Genomic DNA, 18,067 nt, shown 5'->3' with positions numbered 1-18,067 from the left:
TGTTTGTTAATTAATCGAATTTCAATTTTTACTTTCGAACGAGTCTCTTAACTTTACTTTTTTGAAACGAATATTTCTCGTTTTCTTCACTTTAAAATCAATTGTATGTCTTCAAAATTATTTTCTCCTCTTCAAATAAAAAGTATTACCCTTAAAAATAGAATTGCTATTTCTCCGATGTGCCAATATTCAGCTACTGATGGCTTTGCCAATGATTGGCATCTTGTACATTTAGGCAGTCGTGCTAGTGGTGGCGCAGGATTAATCATTCAGGAAGCGACTTCAGTTTCTCCCGAAGGCCGGATTTCACCAGAAGATTTAGGGCTTTGGAAAGACGAACAAATCGAAAAGTTGCAGCAAATTAATCGTTTTATTGTCAGTCAAAACTCGGTTCCCGGAATCCAATTGGCGCATGCCGGTCGAAAAGCCAGTGCAGCATCACCATGGAATGGTGGTAGGAAAGTAGCCGTTGAACAAGGCGGTTGGGATACCGTAGCGCCAAGTGCTGTGGCGTATCATCACACTGAAAACGCTCCTATTGCTTTAGATCAAAACGGAATTCAAAAAGTAGTTGCTGATTTTAAATCGGCTACAAAAAGAGCGGTGCAAGCGGGTTTTCAGGTAATGGAAATTCATGCGGCGCACGGGTATTTGATTCATCAGTTTTTGTCGCCACTATCTAATTTTAGAACCGACGAATACGGTGGAAGTTTTGAAAACCGAATCCGTTTGACACTTGATGTTGTAGCAGCAGTTAAGTCAGAATGGCCGGAAAACATGCCTTTATTCGTTAGAATTTCGGCTACAGACTGGGCAGAAGGTGGTTGGAATATCGAAGAATCCGTACAGCTTTCGAAAATACTAAAAGAAAAAGGAGTCGACTTAATCGATGTTTCCTCGGGTGGAGCGGTTTCACACCAACAAATTCCGTTAGGACCAAATTACCAAGTCCCTTTTGCCGAAAGCATAAAAAAAGAAACCGGAATCCTAACAGGCGCAGTTGGTTTAATCACCGAGGCGGCTCAAGCCGAGGAAATCATTGCCTCTGGAAAAGCAGATTTAGTATTATTTGCCAGAGAATCTCTTAGAAATCCTTATCTTGGATTGACATTTGCCCATGATTTAGAAGCGGAAATCGAATGGCCAAAGCAATACGAAAGAGCTAAAAAATAAGATTATAATTTTCAAACATATAAGTCATGTAAGTTTTACTTTTAGAACTGGAAAAAAACATCCAGTTCTTATATGAACTTAAATGCCGTATATGGTTCGAAAAAACATCTCTTCGGTTTTTAAACCATTAAGGAATTAAGAAAGTTAAGATTTGGCTTTATGGTTCTGTCAAGCTTTTTGTTAAAACTTAAATGACTTATATGTTTATACCCAAAAAAAAATTAAACCATTAAGGCATTAAGAAAGTTAAGGTTTGGCTTTTCAATTTCATTGAGCTTTTCTTATATGAACTTAAAAGCCTTATATGGTTCAAAAAAAAAATCTTTTCGCTTTTTAAACCATTAAGGAATTAAGAAAGTTAAGATTTGGCTTTATGGTTCTGTCAAGCTTTTTGTTAAAACTTAAATGACTTATATGTTTATACCAAAAAAAAATTAAACCATTAAGGCATTAAGAAAGTTAAGGTTTGGCTTTTCAATTTCATTGAGCTTTTCTTATATGAACTTAAAAGCCTTATATGGTTCAAAAAAAATCTTTTCGCTTTTTAAACCATTAAGAAAGTTAAGGTTTAGCTTTATGGTTCAGTCAAGCTTTTTGTTAAAACTTATATGACTTATATGTTTCAAAAAATAAAATGTACAATAACACGAACTTCATGGATAAAATAAAAACAGCTTTACTCTCCTACGGAATGTCTGGTAAAGTATTTCACGCTCCGTTCCTCGCCTTTCACCCTGGATTTGAACTTCTTGGTTCTTGGGAACGCAATAAAAAGCTGATTCATCACGATTTTCCAGAGGTGAAAAGCTATGTGTCAATAGAAGAATTATTAGAAGATGACGTAGATTTAGTCATTGTAAATACGCCAGTCGAGACCCATTATGACTATGCAAAACAAGTTCTTTTGGCCGGAAAACACGCCATTGTCGAAAAAGCATTTACCACAACCGTTGCCCAAGCGCAGGAATTAGCGGCTATCGCCAAAGAAAAAGGAGTAAAACTAGCCGTGTTCCAAAACAGAAGATGGGACAGTGATTTCAAAACCGTACAGAAAATTATTTCGGATAAAGTATTAGGTGATATCGTGGAAGCCGAATTCCATTTTGATCGCTACAATCCACTTTTGAGTCCAAAACAACACAAGGAAACTGCTAATTCTGGAGCCGGAATTCTGAAGGATTTAGGACCACATTTAATTGATCAGGCACTGTGTTTGTTTGGATTGCCGCAATCCGTTTTTGCCGATATTCGGATTACAAGGGAACATTCGTTGGTAGATGATTACATTGATATTTTACTGTACTATTCCAATTTCCGCGTCCGATTAAAAGCTGGTTTTTTTGTACGCGAAGCAATTCCGGCTTTTATTATTCATGGCAAGAAGGGTTCGTTCCTGAAACCGCGTGGTGATGTTCAGGAAGACGAATTAAAACTAGGAAATAAACCAAATTTAGAAACGTGGGGAACAGAATCCATCGAAAAGCGAGGATTGTTGCACACTGAAATTAATGGAGAAATTGTTCAGGAAATTATACCCACACTTCAAGGGAATTATTATGATTTTTTTGACGGAGTTTATCATTCGATTATAAATGACGCTATAGAACTGGTATCGTCACAAGATGGCGTGCATGTGATGCAAATTATTGAAGCTGCAATTCAAAGCAGCGCTCAGAAAAAGGTAATTGATTTGTAAAACCAACCGCAAATTCGCAAATTTTCTATACTTTTTTATAAATTAGCGAATTCGCGGTAATCATTATGATTTTTTTGACGGGGTTTATTATTCGATTATAAATGACGCTATAGAACCGGTATCGTCACAAGATGGCGTGCATGTGATGCAAATTATTGAAGCTGCAATTCAAAGCAGCGCTCAGAAAAAGGTAATTGATTTGTAAAACCAACCGCAAATTCGCAAATTTTATTTTTTTTTTTGAAATTTGCGAATTCGCGGTGATTAATTTTTTATAGGATTACTTTGTTTTTTTTATAAACAATAACGTTGTATTTTTCCTCAAATGTGTTGTTTTGACACATCCAATGATTGCTTTTTGTAATTTTGACCCATTAAATGCTAAAATAAATCACTTTGATAAATTTAAACTTTTTAGGAAGGTCAAAAACGAAAGCCAAATTCAAGAAAACCTACAAGGACGCAAAGGTTTCTTATCTAAACCGAATCCGTTGGGCAGTTTCCATGTTTTATTTTGGGATGGGTTTGTGTTTTGCCACCTGGGCCAGCCGCATTCCAGATATTAAAACGGCATTGCAATTGAGCGAAGGAGATTTAGGAAGTATTCTATTCGCTTTACCATTAGGACAATTAGTAATTATGCCTTTTTCAGGACAATTAGTTACCCGCTTTGGAAGTCACAGAATCTTGATATTCTCCCTTTTATTATACGTTTTTAGCATGACCAATTTAGGTTTGGCTACAGCGGCTTGGCAATTGTCATTAGGATTATTCGTATTTGGAATCTTCGGAAATCTATCTAATATCGCCGTAAACACACAAGGCGTTTACACCGAAGTACTGTTCAAAAAAACCATTATGTCCTCTTTTCACGGGATGTGGAGTTTTGCAGGATTCATGGGTGCATTAGTTGGACTTGCAATGTTAGCTTTTGAGCTCTCGCCTTATACTCACTTTCTCATTGTGGCCGGAATCGTATTTTTGATGATGGCGTTCAACTATAAATTTTTAATAAAAGCCAAAGAAACGATCCAAACCGAGAAGAAAAAATTATTTTCAAAACCGGATAGTGCGCTGATTTGGTTGGGAATAATCGGGTTTTGTTGCATGGCCAGCGAAGGCGTGATGTTCGACTGGAGTGGCGTTTATTTCAAAGATGTCATCAAAGCGCCCGGACCATTAGTCATTCTAGGGTACACTTCTTTTATGATTATGATGGCCGGCGGACGTTTCTTAGGTGACGGTATGATTCGTAAATTTGGTCGAAAAAACGTCTTGCAAATCAGCGGCATCATGATATCAGCTGGACTTTTTACAGCTGTATTTTTCCCATTTGTCATTCCTGCCACCATCGCGTTTATGTTTGTTGGTTTAGGAGTTTCCACCATCGTTCCTACGGTTTATAGTGTAGCCGGAAAAACCCCAAATGTATCGCCCAGCGTAGCTTTAACCACAGTTTCGAGCGTTAGTTTTCTAGGTTTTTTAATGGGTCCGCCCATCATCGGTTACATCGCGGAGCTGTCAAGCCTCAGATTTTCGTTTGCATTCATCGGTATTTTTGGAGTTTTAATTGCGTTAATGGTATCCCGAATCAAAGCAATCGAGTAACTGTAAATTTTTGGGAGCACTATATTTCGTTTCCATAAAAACAAATTGTCCCGCTGTTCGCAGTATCCACGCCCAAAAGCGTGGGATACTTGCTGCCATCGGGGCTACTGAATTCGTTCCCATTATCTAAGAACTTTCCCCAAAAACAGATTCGATAAAAATAGTTGCATTGAAAATCAATATGTTAGTATTTTTTTAATACATTTAACATTATAATTCTTTCATAGATTATTTTCATTCAATACTGCCTGTAAAATACCACCTAGTCAGCAGTATCGCATTTAAGGTTTATACCACTTTTTCCAAAATTCAATTTTAATTATTTAACGTTATCCTATTTCGGATGACGTTTTCAATGTTTTTAGTTCAACCGTTGCCATTCATTCTAACGGTTGAACTTCTTATTGAATTTTTACTTTTAAAGAAATATAAACCATCATCCGTTGCATCTATGAATAAATTTTACGTTGCTTTCTTTTTTATCATTCAACTGGGATGCATTACGGCACAAAACAAAACAGGTTTTTTTGGAAAAGTAGTGGATTCAAAGACCCAAAACCCATTGGGATTTGTCGTCGTCAGCATTCAAAATTCTACAGTAATGCAACTCACAAAAGAAGATGGTAATTTTAGTTTTGATGCTGTTCCCACAGGAAATATCTTGTTGCTAGTACACAGTCAGGGATTCCAAGATGGCTTGTATCCCATTGAAATTATCGAAGGACAAATGCTGGATTTAGGAATGATTGCGCTCGAAGAAGATCAATCAATAGAACAACAAAGCAGTATCATCACACTTATCGAAAGTGATTTCGGCGAGAACAACAGCAGTTCCGAAAGTACTTCCGGACTCCTGCAATCATCCCGAGATGCTTTCTTGCAAGCCGCCGCCTTCAATTGGGGACAAGCCCGTTTTAGAGTTCGCGGATTAGACAGCGAACATTCTACAATGATGATTAATGGCGTTGCTATGAATAAAATTTATGATGGACGACCACAATGGGGCGAATGGGGCGGATTGAATGACGCGCTTCGCAACCAAGAATTTACACTCGGGACTGCCCCATCGGATTATACGTTCGGCGGTATTTTGGGAACACAGGAAATCAATACCCGCGCTTCTATTTACAGGCCGGGTTCCCGAATTACATTTTCAGGGACCAATACCAATTACAGTTGGCGCACGATGGCAACCCATGCTTCCGGTATGAATTCTCGTGGTTGGGCTTTTGTAGTTTCAGCAGGAAAACGCTGGGCACAGGAAGGCTATTTTGAAGGGACCAGTTATGATGCAAATTCTTTTTTTATAAGCCTCGAAAAAAAAGTAAGCGAGAAACATTCGTTGAATCTAACCGCACTGTACACGCCCAATTCCAGAGCTAAAAATTCACCAAACACCGCCGAAGTAACACAATTGACTAATGTGAAATACAATTCATATTGGGGTTTTCAAGATGGTGAAAAGAGAAATGCCCGCATAAAAACGATAGAGGAACCCACGATTATGCTAAATCATTATTTCAAAATCAGCGACAAAGCCAATCTGAATTCGAGTGTGATGTATCAATTTGGAACAATTGCCAACAGCAACATCGATTTTCAAAATGCGAATAGTCCAGATCCTGCGTACTACAGAAAAATGCCTAGCTATTACAGCTCGCTCTATGCGCGGGATAACGGAGAATTTTCGGGAGCATTCACTCCGGATTATGAAAATGCGGAAAAAAGCAAAGCGGAATTTTTAGCCAATCCTCAAATTAATTGGATGGCAATATACCAAGCGAATCAAAATCCAATTTTGGATGCTAATGGAACCATTACGGGATACCAACCTACAAAAAGTAAATATGTTTTATATGAAGACCAAGTAGAAGATCAAACGGCAGTCGCCACCACAAATTTGAGTACACAACTCTCGGAAAATATTTTTATGAATGCTGGAGCATCATTCAAAAAACTAAAATCGCATAATTCTCAACAGCTTTTAGACTTGCTTGGCGGTTCTTATTTTGAAGATATCGATGCTTTTTATAGCGGAAATCAATCGCAGTCTGATCTCAATAATCCAGACCGACAAGTTGTTGTTGGCGATACCTATGGATACAGTTATAATTTTTTTGCTACTACTTTAGAAGCATTTACGCAATTCAAATTCACGTACAATAAAGTAGATTTTTATCTGGCACAAAATTTTTCAAGTGCTACTTATCAAAGGGAAGGTTTATACAAAAACGGAATTTACGAAACCAATTCTTTCGGGAAAAGCGAGAAAGCGATGTTTGAAAACTTTGGCTTCAAAGCCGGATTCAATTTGAAAATTTCTGGAAAACAGTTGGTGACTTTCAATGCGGCACATTTGACCAAAGCACCTTCTTTAAAAAATACTTTTGCGAATTCCCGATTGAATAATTCTATTGTAGACGGACTCGAAAGTGAGAATATCAGCAGTTTGGATGCCAGTTATGTCTATCGTTCCCCAAAACTGAAAGCCAGACTAACGGCCTATTATTCCCTAATTAGAAACGCGACTCAAATTTCGTTCTTTTATGCCGAAGGAATTTTTGATGACGGCGCGGGGTATTTAAACACAGATGCTTTTGTGAGCCAAACCTTAACGCAATTAAATAAAAAGAATGTCGGTGCCGAATTCAGTTTGGAATACCAATTGACACAAACATTTAAAACCACTTTTTCGGCAGCTTTTGGTGAATATACGTATGACAGTAATCCAAAAGTGACGTTGACAAATGATGCCGAAGCAACTCCAGAAAACACGAGTCCGGTTTTTGATTTTGGAACGGCCTCCCTCAAAAATTACAAGCAAGCAGGAATGCCACAACGCGCCTATTCTTTGGGAATTGAATATCGAGATCCAAAATATTGGTGGATTAGCGCCAATGTAAATTACCTCACCAACAGTTATATCGATATTTCGCCCATTTCCAGAACCGAAATATTTTATAAAAATCCCGCAAGTGGTTTCAATTTTCCAGAAGCCACTGAGGAACGAGCCGCAGTATTACTAAAACAAGAGCTGTTTGATCCTACCATGTTGCTCAATCTTGTGGGCGGAAAATCGTGGCGAATCTATGGAAAGAATGTTGGAATTTTTGCCAGCATCAACAATGTGCTCGATGTTACCTATAAAACGGGCGGATACGAACAAGCCCGAAATGCCAATTTCAGGGAAAGAGACCAAGATGTTTCCAGCGGTACGCCTTCTTTTGGACCCAAATACTTCTACGGATACGGTCGAACGTACTTTGTGAATCTATATATCAATCTTTAAATTAAAATATATGAAATCAACATTTTCCAGCATCTTTTTATTTTTATTGATGCCTTTTACATTCAGTAATTGCGTGACAGATGATATTCCCGCGCCAAAACTCCTATGTACCCAACCAGATTTAGTTATAAATAAAACAGTGAGCGAAGTTCATGCAGTTGCAAATGCCATTGTAACGCAATACAGATACAATGATATCATTGAGGCGTATGTAGTTTCTAGCGATGAATCGGGAAATTTTTTCAAGTCGATTTCCTTTCAGACTTTGGCAACAGCCACAACACCCGCCATAGGATTTAGCGTTCCTGTGGATGCTACCAACTTGTATATTGACTATAGATTGGGCAATAAAGTATACATCAAGTTGAAAGACCAATACACGGATATTTCGTTTGGCGGAATGCGTATTGGAAGTATTTTTGTGAATTCCTACAATGAAGGTGGTGTGGGTCGAGTTTCGCAAAATGAGTATAAAAAAGTGCTGAACGCATCATGTACGAATATAAAAGAGGAAGCTTTGGTTCGGTCGTTAACCCTGTCGGAACTGTTGAACGATTCTAATTTGAATACGTTGGTTGAGTTGTCTGATGTTCAGTTTTCAGCTTTGGCAATTGGGCGTCATTATTTTGAGGAAACTAATAATGTAGGTGGTGCGACCAACTGGGGTTTAGTGGATAAATTAGGGAATCAAGTCTATTTTAGAACCAGTAGTTTTTCCGATTTTGCGACTAAAATAGTTCCTAATGGAAGCGGAAAAGTAAGAGGAATTTTGACAAAATACGGAAGTGATTACCAATTATTGCCGCGTTCCGAAAAAGATGTGGTGATGACTGGAAAGCAAGCAGTTCCTTTTTTCTACGAAGATTTTGAAACAGCAATAGATAAATCGAAATTGAGTTTACCCGGTTGGGCTAATTTGGTTCAAAAAGGAACACTTTTCTGGAAAGGGACAGTATATTCTGGTAATGGTTATGCCGAATTTAACATCACAGGAACTAAAGTTGTTTCGAATGTAGCTTGGTTGATTTCGCCAAAAATTGACATGGATGTTCACACGAAAGAAGTATTAACCTTTAGAACGGCCCAGCATCATTTAGACGTGGACTCCCCATTAAATGCGTTAGACGTTTATGTTTCAACTAATTTTGATGGATTGAATATTGCAACTGCAACTTGGACTCCATTGGTGGTTAATTTACCCAATCAGGCCACACCTTGGTATCAATTTATAGGAAGTGGCGCCATAGATTTATCTTCGTATAAAGGCAAGATCAATATCGCTTTTAGGTACACTGGATCGGGGAAAAATTTGGCTTTGGATGGTGCTTTCCAAATAGATGATGTCCAGGTTTTTGGGGATAAATAATTTTTATAAAAGACAAGATTTGAATTCACTATATTTGCCCTTCTTAAAAAAATATAACATGAAATCTACTTTATTAGCACTTGTTTCTTTATTATTTGTTTCTTGTTTATCGGATAACGAAGCATCTAAACCTATTGATTACACGATTCAAAACGAAAAAGAAATCGTGGATTACATTGCCAAAAATAATTTGACCGCTACAAAAACCGATTCCGGTTTGTATTATGTGGTTAAAGAAGCGGGAACTGGAACTCAACCAACAGCTTCATCAAATGTAACCGTGGCGTACAAAGGATATTTTACGAATGGAAATGTATTTGACGAAAGTAAAGCAGAAGGAATTTCATTTGGTTTGAACCAAGTGATAAAAGGATGGACAGAGGGAATTCCGTATTTTAAAGAAGGTGGAAACGGAGTCTTGCTAATTCCATCTCATTTGGGTTATGGAAGCAATGGTAGTGGACCCATTCCTGGTGGTTCGGTACTTATTTTTGATGTCAAACTGATCAAAGTAAATTAATCTGAGGTCATTATAAAATGATAAAAGGCTGTCTTTATGGACAGCCTTTTGTGATTAATTATTTCTTGATTTCAACAATGCTTATGGCATATCCACCACCTGGCGCTGAGAGTTGTGCCAGTTTTGATTTGTTGGTTACCGTCATTTTACGAATTGTATACGCTTGCGGATTGGTTTTATAATGTGCCTCTTTTGCATCAGCATAAATCGTAGCCTCATATTTTTTTCCTTTTTCTAAGAAATCAAATTTGATGGTTGAGGTACGAGAAGTATCTCCATTTACATTACCAACGAACCAATTGTTCGTCCCTTTTGCTTGACGTGCCACGGTAACGTATTGACCTGGTTCCGCTTCTAAGTATTTGCTGTCAGACCAATCTATCGCTACATCTTTTATAAACTGAAAAGCATCTAGGAAACGATCATAATTTTCTGGAGTATCGGCTGCCATTTGCAGTGGACTGTACATCGTTACATACAATGCCAGTTGATTTGCAAGGGTACTATTTACATGGGAGTTGTTGTCTTTATTCATTTTACTCAAATCCATTTCAAAAATTCCCGGCGTGTAATCCATCGGTCCGCCCACCAAACGGGTAAATGGCAATACGGTTACGTGATTTGGTTTTGACCCACCAAAAGATTGGTATTCTGTTCCTCTTGCGGCTTCATTTCCTATTAAATTTGGATACGTTCTGGCAATTCCTGTAGGACGAACCGCCTCATGAGCATTCACCATAATTTTATAATCAGCTGCTTTTTCAATCGCATATTGATAATGGTTATTCATAAATTGGTTGTAATGATTTCCGCCGTTTTCAATAATAGAACCAACATATCCGCTTTTTACAGCATCGTATCCGTTGTCTTTCATAAACTGATACGCTTTATCCAAATGACGTTCGTAATTACGCACCGAACCCGAAGTTTCATGGTGCATCATCATTTTAACGCCTTTCGCTTTAGCATACTCATGCAATCCTTTGACATCAAAATCTGGATAAGGAGTTAAAAAATCAAAAACATAATCTTTGGAGTGACCAAACCAGTCTTCCCAACCTTCATTCCAACCTTCGACTAAAACGGCATCAAAACCATGTTTGGCTGCAAAATCAATGTATTTTTTTACATTCGCATTGTTTGCTCCGTGTTTTCCATTGGGTTTTGCTTTTGAAAAATCAGTTACGCCAAGTTGTACCGTTGGAAATTCATCCGTATACGCCCAAGAGCTTTTTCCAGTAATCATTTCCCACCAAACACCTACATATTTTACTGGTTTGATCCAGGAAGTATCGTCAATTTTACTAGGATCATTTAAATTCAATGTCATTTTTGAAGCCAGAATTGCTCTTGCATCATCACTGACAATTATCGTACGCCAAGGCGAATGATGTGGCGCTTGCATGTATCCTTTGTCTCCTTTTGCATCTGGCGTTAACCAAGATTCAAAAACCATGGTTGCATCATCTAAGTTCAAATGCATACAGGAATAGTCAATTAATGCTGCTTCGTGCAAATTGATGTATAATCCATCCGCTGTTTTTAGCATTAAAGAAGTTTGAACTCCTGTTGTAGAAAATGATTTTTGAGAAACATTTGCAGTAGTAGCTTTCTCTGATAATCCTCTAATCTCTGATAATTTGGACGTCGTATAGTCGTATTCTTGGGTATCGTAATCCCCCGGAATCCAAAACGCGGTGTGATCGCCTGTCATAGCAAACTGGGTTCTTTCCTCTTTAATTACAAAATAAGTAAGGTTTTTTTGCGAAGGAAATTCATAACGAAATCCTAGACCATCATCAAACAAACGGAACCGAATCACAATTTGTCTTTCAGTTTCTTTTTGATTTAAGGTTACTGCCAATTCGTTATAATGATTTCGAATGGAGGCTACTTCTCCCCAAACGGGTTTCCAGTTTTCATCAAAAGTTGTTGTTTTCGAGTCAACCACAGTGAAATCATTCAACAACGATTTTTTGTCATCTTTTAATTCAAGACCTAATGTACTTGGTTTTACAACTGCTTTATTTTTGTAATTTAAACTGTAACTAGGTCTTCCGTCGTTTTGTAAGGAGAACTCCATTACAAATTTTCCATTTGGTGATTTTAACTGCTGCGATTGTGCAGGGCTAAAAAACGCGAGCCAAACAAGGGCTGTGAAAAGAAATTGCTTCATTTTTTAAAATAGAATTTAAATAATTAATTGTTCAGGTTTGGTAATAGCATGCGATTTTCACGAAATCGATTTATTTAAAAACCCTTAGTTTTCCAAATTTCGAAAAGGTAAAAGTAACCGCTTTATAGACTGTATATTTTTGTCTTTCTAAAAAAGTAGATTGACTTTTTGTTTTTTAAATGCAATATACTGAATATCTGATTATTGCGTAAATACATTACTTAAAAAAAGTAGTGTATTTATAATAAAAAAGTGGTCTTTGAAGTTGTTTTAATTCCAAATACCTCCATAAAAAGTAGATTTTTTCTATTTTAAATTAGTTCCTATTCGCATCACTTTTGCTTCAAAATCTTCTCTTGCACCAGCTGCTTTGTTTTTGAGTTGGGAACGGTAATTGTAAATCGTGGATACGGAATACCGAAGAAAAGTCGAAATTTTTGCGCTGTCTTTGATGCCCAAACGAATCAGCGCAAAGATTCGTAGTTCCGTATTCAGCAGTTCGCTTTCCTTCAATTGTATGGCTTCGTCGTCAATCAACAAAGCGCTGAATTCTGTTATGAAATTAGGGAATAGTTGCAAGAATGTTTTGTCGAAATTGGTATAGAATTCCTTAAGCTCATTTTCTACAAATTCTTTTGATTTTACGGCACTAATCAGGTCATTCATTTTGCCTGACGTCGCCATTACATTCAACTTGCGGCGGTATTCATCTAATTTTCCTATGTAATGGGAACACTGATCCATGTAACGACCAATATATATTTCCTTTAAAAGGTTGGCTTCGGTCAACGTATAATTCGTATCGTTCAACTTCTCATTAAAGGTGTTTAGTTCTTGATTCAATTCGGAGAGCGCATTGTTCGCTAAACTAATTTCCTGCTTGGCTTTCGATAGTTTTTTCATTTGTTTAAAAAGTAAAAAAAGCAGTGCCAACAAGAATAAGGACAATATACTCACACTAATTAAAAACAGAAGTAACTGAAATCGATTGGTTTCATTTTGCTTTTGGTATGCCCCATTGATGATGGGCAGCATCTTCGATATTTCATAGGTTCGTAGGCGTGCATTACAAAAAAGGGCATCTTCAAGCGAGCGTTTGATATAGGTAGCGGCGCGGTCAATGTCTCCGTTTTCATAGTGCAAAAAAGCCAGAGACCGCAACGAAATATATTCTTTTTTGGCCAACTGTAAATCGGAAATAGCTGAAATAGTCAACCATTTTTGCTCCAGATCGAGGTTCTTTTGTTGGCGGTACGCCTGCGAAATAATATAGGCAATTACCGCTCGATCAGGACTATTATTATTAATCTTCGGGAAATAGTTCAGTAATAAAACCAATGTTTCATCGTGTTTCCCATCATCAAGAAGTGTACTAGACTTCGCCATAATGTAAGCGCTGGACTGCGGTTTGTAATACTGTAAGGAGGAATCACGGTACTTCTGAGTCAATAAAATATACTTTTTTTTCTCCTGAAGCGAAGCAGCATAATCTGACATATAGCCATAAACGACGCTGTTTACGGTGAAATAATAACCTTTTAGTTCGGGTGAGGTCTTGATGTTGATTCGATTAAGAATATCGGTTGCTTCCTTGTACATTCCTAAAGTTCCCATTATGGAAGCCAAATTTAATTGGGCGTCATTTAGCTTTTGGATGTCATTCAGTTTTTCTGCTATTTGAAAACTCTTTCGGGCATACATCAATGCCGAGTCGGACTGATATGACTTGTACTCCGCATATAATTTTCCGTAAATGGTATATTTTTGAAGATCGGTTGTGGTTTGGAATAGCTGTTTCTTTAGTTTGTTGATTTCTAGCTCCTTTTTATTCGAATAAACAGCATAATCAGCTACCGTTTGATCTAATTCCTTCAATAGCGCATCAGAATTATTTTGGGCAAAAAGAAAAGCAGGAACCAAGAATGCAATAAGTATTTTCAAAAAGCGATTCATTCAAATGGAATTTAATTGGTGTAAAAATAATTAAAAATCTAGTAAAACAGGTCATTCAAAAGCTTGAGGTTTTAAATTACCGCCAATTCACAACTATTTTTTTGCCACAGATCTCACAGATTGCCAAAGATTAATTTGCTGAAATTTCGGTAATTTTTTTAAAGAAATGGCACACGGATAAAACGGATTTTCACTGATTGTTAGAAATATTGATGATTCTTATCCTCTATGCTAATCTGTGGAATTAGCGGTAAAATTTTCTTTTAAATTTCGAGGTACATCAAATGGTGGAAAATCCGTTTAATCTGTGCTCATCTGTGGCGAATATTTAAAGAAATGGCACACGGATAAAACGGATTAAACGGATTGACGCAGATCGTGAGAAATATTGATGATTCTTATAATTTGTGGAATTTGCGGTAAAATTTTTCTTTTAAATCTGACCAATATTAAATGGTAAAGAATCCGTTTAATCTGTGCTCATCTGTGGCGAATATTTAAAAAAATGGCACGCAGATTTAACGGATTGACGCAGATCGTTAGAAATGTTGATGATTCTAAAAATTTGTGGAAACTTGTGGAATTTGCGGTAAAATTTTTCTTTTAAATCTGACCAATATATTAAATGGTAAAGAATCCGTTTAATCTGTGCTCATCTGTGGCGAATATTTAAAAAAATGGCACGCAGATTTAACGGATTGACGCAGATCGTTAGAAATGTTGATGATTCTGAAAATTTGTGGAGATTTGTGGAAATTGAGGTAAAATTTTTATACTCTGTGCTACATTTTGATGTGGATTAAATTGCCGTAAAACTTTTCAGCTAACATGATAAACTATCATTATTCACGGCTTCTAGTTTTTTATAAACCCAGAACTCAAAAAGTCCCTTACAAATCATTAAATTTGTAGCTTATTCAAAGACATGTTAGAAAAAGAAGTAATAAATTTCGAAAAAACGGCTATTGTTGGTATTGTAACTCAAAACCAAAGCGAAGAGAAACTGAATGAATATCTTGACGAATTAGAGTTTCTGACTTTTACCGCAGGAGGCCAAGTAGTGAAACGTTTTTCACAAAAAATGGAACGTCCCAATCCTAAGACTTTTGTAGGAACAGGAAAAATTGAAGAGATTCATCTGTTTGTAAAAGAGAACGAGATTTCGACGTTGGTATTTGATGATGAATTATCGCCATCCCAACAAAAAAATATATCTAAAATCATAACAGAATGTAAAATTCTGGATAGAACGCACCTTATTCTGGATATTTTTGCGCAACGTGCCGAAACTTCGTATGCCAGAACGCAAGTAGAACTGGCACAATGCCAATATTTATTGCCAAGACTTTCGGGAATGTGGACTCACCTAGAACGTCAAAAAGGAGGAATTGGAATGCGCGGACCAGGGGAAACGGAGATTGAAACCGACAGGCGTATTGTTCGTGACCGAATCGCTTTATTGAAAGACAAAATAAAAACTATCGACAAGCAAATGGGTGTGCAACGTGGGAATCGTGGCGCTATGGTTCGTGTGGCTTTAGTAGGATATACCAATGTTGGGAAATCAACCTTGATGAATGCCGTTGGAAAAAGTGATGTTTTTGTAGAGAACAAACTTTTTGCAACTTTGGATACCACTGTCCGAAAAGTAGTCATCAAGAACTTGCCTTTCTTACTTTCGGATACGGTAGGATTTATCAGGAAATTGCCAACACAATTAGTTGATTCTTTCAAAAGTACGCTGGATGAGGTTCGTGAAGCCGACCTGTTATTGCATGTTGTTGATATTTCACATCCAGAATTTGAAGATCATATCGCATCCGTAAACCAGACGTTGTTGGATATTAAAGCCAATGATAAGCCGGTAATTATGGTGTTTAATAAAATCGATGCTTACAAGCATTTGACAATTGATGAAGATGATTTAATGACCGAAAAAACGCCAAGACATTACACGCTAGAAGAATGGAAATCGACTTGGATGAGCCGAGTAGGCGAACTAAATGCGTTGTTCATTTCGGCTACCAACAAAGAAAATTTCGAGGAATTCAGAGAACGCGTGTACGAAGCCGTTCGACACATTCACATCACCCGTTTCCCGTACAATAAATTCTTATATCCAGATTATAAGGACGCGGTGGAGAAAGAGGACAAAGACGAGGACGAAATCGAATAATTTTCAATTTATAGAGTATACAGCTGTCAGTTCGAGCGCAGTCGAAAACAGCGGTACTGGAGCAACAGAAACCCTTTTGATATTTTCAAGAGGGATTTTTTTTGGGCATGCCCCAGCTTTCACTAGCGTTACAGCTGGGTCGGGCATTACGTTCTCAATCTCCCGTAAAAACGGGAGGATTTCCACTGCATTCCCTCATGCGAGAGTAGGATAAAAGACAGGACCTATTTTCAAAACGCATTAAATAAATTAAATGGTAGTTGGCGAATTGTAATAAAATTATTATTTATATATTTGTCAATAAAGCGCTACGCAGTAGCGCCTATACACCCAAATTTGGGTAGATAATAGCTATGAAGTAGCGTGTATATATGAGTTACTGGAGACTTGTGCCGAAATTACGCTGAAGAAAATTATTAGAAAATATGCATTTTTTTTGCGCAGAAAATATTAAGTAGAACTCAAAAGTTACCAGCAATTTAAACCGAAAAACTCGCAAAATACCCAAATTATGAAATTCACTTATAAATCGAAAATATTAATTTTTTTCCCATTTTTATTCTTGGCTTGCAATAATCCAAAGTTTGAGACAGAGTCTAGTCCAAAGTTTGAGCCTATATTTAAAGTTAATAATCAATTTGTTAATCTAGAAATACAAAAATTAATAAAAACAAAAAGCCTTTTTATAGAAGGATACAAAACTCGTGTAAATGATACTTTGGACATCTTTCTAACTGTTCAGCTGATAAATGTGGAAATTTTACCTAAAAACAATGATTCTTTAGTCACTATTCAAAAAAAGGTAGCGAGAAAAATCAAAAATTTATTGAAAAATCCTTTACAATTCAAAGCATACGATATTGTTATAATTAAAAGAGATACTGTCAAAAATCTTTTAGGATCGATGACTTCCGAAGAGGGGCTTTCTCATAATCGATTTAACACAAGTGATTTATAAAAATGCGCAAAACTCTGGAATGTTGGAATGTGAAAACAGAAACTTGAAAAGCGTTGCGCTGAAAATTGAAATCTGCCAACAAAAACGTGAAAGTTTATGGTTAGATTCATAATTTCGACAAAAAACAAGCCTCCAGTAACACTTGCTACAAGAGATTTGGGCAATTGGCTTAATTTGAAAATGGTCTTGTATTTGGGAAGTTTAGGCAAATCCGAAAATAAGGCTTAATTTAGTCCCAAACCTCTTGTAGCAAGGGAACGTTATGTGTAATGCCCCAGAAAATCTAGAGAAATGAGAAATATAAAATCAATTTTGACAATTATTTTAGTTCTAACTTTTGCAAACATTTATGCAAACAAAGACCGAATTGAAAGACCGCAATCTTTTAAATTCACTTTATTGAACAATGAAGTTGTAAACTTTAATTCAACAGATTCAAATTTGAAAATGTACTGTGATGATATAGTTAGTGGAAAAATAAAAATTATTGAAGCCCAACTAAATTATAAAACTGGAGAAACTATTAATGCAAAATATGATGGTAAAAATTGGACATCAATAAAAATATCATATAAAGGTGTTGAAGTTAATATTCCAAAGAAAACTTTAAAAAAAATTCCCGAAATTCATTTTTCAACATTAAACTTAGTTTGGTCTTCTGATAATGAAGTTGCTTTCAAATCTTCATATTATATTCTTAAATTTGAAATCGGAACAGTAAAATATTTTGATAAGTTACCTAGTTTAAATGTAAATTTTGAAAAACAGAAATTTACAAATTGTGTAATATGGAAACCTGTCGAAGAAAACGCAATGCAATGGTCAGATTTTTAAAGATAATTAAGGCACTACACATAACAGCTAGGGTTTCGTTGCGGCTGCAAGCCGAACAATGAACCCGCGGTTGAACGGAACCGGACATTGGCAGGAACTATGCACTTATCGTTAAAAAAATAGAGGGAATTTCAAGAGGCAAGTGAGCCTCTTTTTTTTTGGTGTTTAAATCAGGCTAATTTTATCCTGATATTCTTTCCCGAAGTTTCGGGATTGGGCACACCTGCCCTTACCCATAAAGTTATTTTTTACAGGGAATTGAACTTTGGCTACTGCCAAGATACCAAGTAGGCGGGCCACGCTGGTCAAAAACCGCTA

Annotated in this window: 12 protein-coding genes; 10 read left to right on the top strand and 2 right to left on the bottom strand. The window is 36.7% G+C overall.

What is annotated here, in order from left to right; all coding sequences use genetic code 11:
- Positions 1 to 105 precede the first annotated feature (105 nt).
- The 7 genes from E0F91_RS09630 to E0F91_RS09600 all read left to right on the top strand — a co-directional run bounded on the left by E0F91_RS09630 (position 106) and on the right by E0F91_RS09600 (position 9,652).
- Positions 106 to 1,173, top strand: a complete 1,068-nt coding sequence (locus tag E0F91_RS09630; protein ID WP_132066311.1) for an NADH:flavin oxidoreductase/NADH oxidase — start codon at positions 106 to 108, stop codon at positions 1,171 to 1,173.
- Positions 1,174 to 1,828: 655 nt separating this feature from the next.
- Positions 1,829 to 2,869, top strand: coding sequence for a Gfo/Idh/MocA family oxidoreductase (locus tag E0F91_RS09625; RefSeq protein WP_132066437.1), 1,041 nt, complete (start codon positions 1,829 to 1,831; stop codon positions 2,867 to 2,869).
- Positions 2,870 to 2,918: 49 nt separating this feature from the next.
- Positions 2,919 to 3,074 (top strand): Gfo/Idh/MocA family oxidoreductase, encoded by a 156-nt coding sequence (locus tag E0F91_RS18135; RefSeq protein WP_341825550.1) that lies wholly within the window; start codon positions 2,919 to 2,921, stop codon positions 3,072 to 3,074.
- Between the two features lie 191 nt (positions 3,075 to 3,265).
- On the top strand, positions 3,266 to 4,477 hold the full coding sequence (locus E0F91_RS09615; protein ID WP_132066309.1) for an MFS transporter: 1,212 nt from the start codon (positions 3,266 to 3,268) through the stop codon (positions 4,475 to 4,477).
- Between the two features lie 355 nt (positions 4,478 to 4,832).
- Positions 4,833 to 7,766 (top strand): carboxypeptidase-like regulatory domain-containing protein, encoded by a 2,934-nt coding sequence (locus tag E0F91_RS09610; RefSeq protein ID WP_341825545.1) that lies wholly within the window; start codon positions 4,833 to 4,835, stop codon positions 7,764 to 7,766.
- A 10-nt stretch (positions 7,767 to 7,776) separates the two neighbouring features.
- The gene (locus tag E0F91_RS09605; RefSeq protein ID WP_132066306.1) at positions 7,777 to 9,132 is read left to right on the top strand and encodes a DUF5689 domain-containing protein; all 1,356 of its coding nucleotides are present in this window, start codon (positions 7,777 to 7,779) and stop codon (positions 9,130 to 9,132) included.
- Between the two features lie 58 nt (positions 9,133 to 9,190).
- Entirely contained in the window at positions 9,191 to 9,652 is a 462-nt protein-coding gene (locus tag E0F91_RS09600) for an FKBP-type peptidyl-prolyl cis-trans isomerase (RefSeq protein WP_132066304.1), read from the top strand.
- A 58-nt stretch (positions 9,653 to 9,710) separates the two neighbouring features.
- Here the strand turns inward: E0F91_RS09600 and E0F91_RS09595 are convergent, their stop codons facing one another.
- Positions 9,711 to 11,828: a glycoside hydrolase family 97 protein gene (locus E0F91_RS09595; protein WP_132066302.1), complete on the bottom strand. Its 2,118-nt coding sequence runs from the start codon at positions 11,826 to 11,828 to the stop codon at positions 9,711 to 9,713.
- A 306-nt stretch (positions 11,829 to 12,134) separates the two neighbouring features.
- Positions 12,135 to 13,781: a DUF6377 domain-containing protein gene (locus E0F91_RS09590; RefSeq protein ID WP_132066300.1), complete on the bottom strand. Its 1,647-nt coding sequence runs from the start codon at positions 13,779 to 13,781 to the stop codon at positions 12,135 to 12,137.
- A 925-nt stretch (positions 13,782 to 14,706) separates the two neighbouring features.
- On the opposite strand from E0F91_RS09590, the gene hflX reads away from it, so the two are divergent.
- The 3 genes from hflX (at position 14,707) to E0F91_RS09575 (ending at position 17,749) form a co-directional block, all read left to right on the top strand.
- Complete coding sequence (gene hflX / locus E0F91_RS09585) at positions 14,707 to 15,957, top strand: GTPase HflX (protein ID WP_132066298.1); 1,251 nt, start codon at positions 14,707 to 14,709, stop codon at positions 15,955 to 15,957.
- Positions 15,958 to 16,468: 511 nt separating this feature from the next.
- The gene (locus tag E0F91_RS09580; protein ID WP_132066296.1) at positions 16,469 to 16,915 is read left to right on the top strand and encodes a hypothetical protein; all 447 of its coding nucleotides are present in this window, start codon (positions 16,469 to 16,471) and stop codon (positions 16,913 to 16,915) included.
- Positions 16,916 to 17,206: 291 nt separating this feature from the next.
- Positions 17,207 to 17,749 (top strand): hypothetical protein, encoded by a 543-nt coding sequence (locus tag E0F91_RS09575; RefSeq protein WP_132066294.1) that lies wholly within the window; start codon positions 17,207 to 17,209, stop codon positions 17,747 to 17,749.
- Positions 17,750 to 18,067 lie beyond the last annotated feature (318 nt).

This window comes from Flavobacterium sandaracinum, assembly GCF_004349135.1.
Taxonomy (GTDB): domain Bacteria; phylum Bacteroidota; class Bacteroidia; order Flavobacteriales; family Flavobacteriaceae; genus Flavobacterium; species Flavobacterium sandaracinum.
Note: the sequence above shows the minus strand (reverse complement) of the source record. Positions and strands in the feature narration are given on the sequence as shown.

Bases quoted from the DNA above. Each gene is read 5' to 3' on its own strand.
- E0F91_RS09625 (WP_132066437.1), top strand. From the start codon at position 1,829: ATGGATAAAATAAAAACAGCTTTACTCTCCTACGGAATGTCTGGTAAA.
- E0F91_RS09600 (WP_132066304.1), top strand. From the start codon at position 9,191: ATGAAATCTACTTTATTAGCACTTGTTTCTTTATTATTTGTTTCTTGT.
- E0F91_RS09590 (WP_132066300.1), bottom strand. From the start codon at position 13,781: ATGAATCGCTTTTTGAAAATACTTATTGCATTCTTGGTTCCTGCTTTT.
- E0F91_RS09595 (WP_132066302.1), bottom strand. From the start codon at position 11,828: ATGAAGCAATTTCTTTTCACAGCCCTTGTTTGGCTCGCGTTTTTTAGC.
- E0F91_RS09610 (WP_341825545.1), top strand. From the start codon at position 4,833: ATGTTTTTAGTTCAACCGTTGCCATTCATTCTAACGGTTGAACTTCTT.
- E0F91_RS09580 (WP_132066296.1), top strand. From the start codon at position 16,469: ATGAAATTCACTTATAAATCGAAAATATTAATTTTTTTCCCATTTTTA.
- E0F91_RS09630 (WP_132066311.1), top strand. From the start codon at position 106: ATGTCTTCAAAATTATTTTCTCCTCTTCAAATAAAAAGTATTACCCTT.
- E0F91_RS09575 (WP_132066294.1), top strand. From the start codon at position 17,207: ATGAGAAATATAAAATCAATTTTGACAATTATTTTAGTTCTAACTTTT.
- hflX (WP_132066298.1), top strand. From the start codon at position 14,707: ATGTTAGAAAAAGAAGTAATAAATTTCGAAAAAACGGCTATTGTTGGT.
- E0F91_RS09605 (WP_132066306.1), top strand. From the start codon at position 7,777: ATGAAATCAACATTTTCCAGCATCTTTTTATTTTTATTGATGCCTTTT.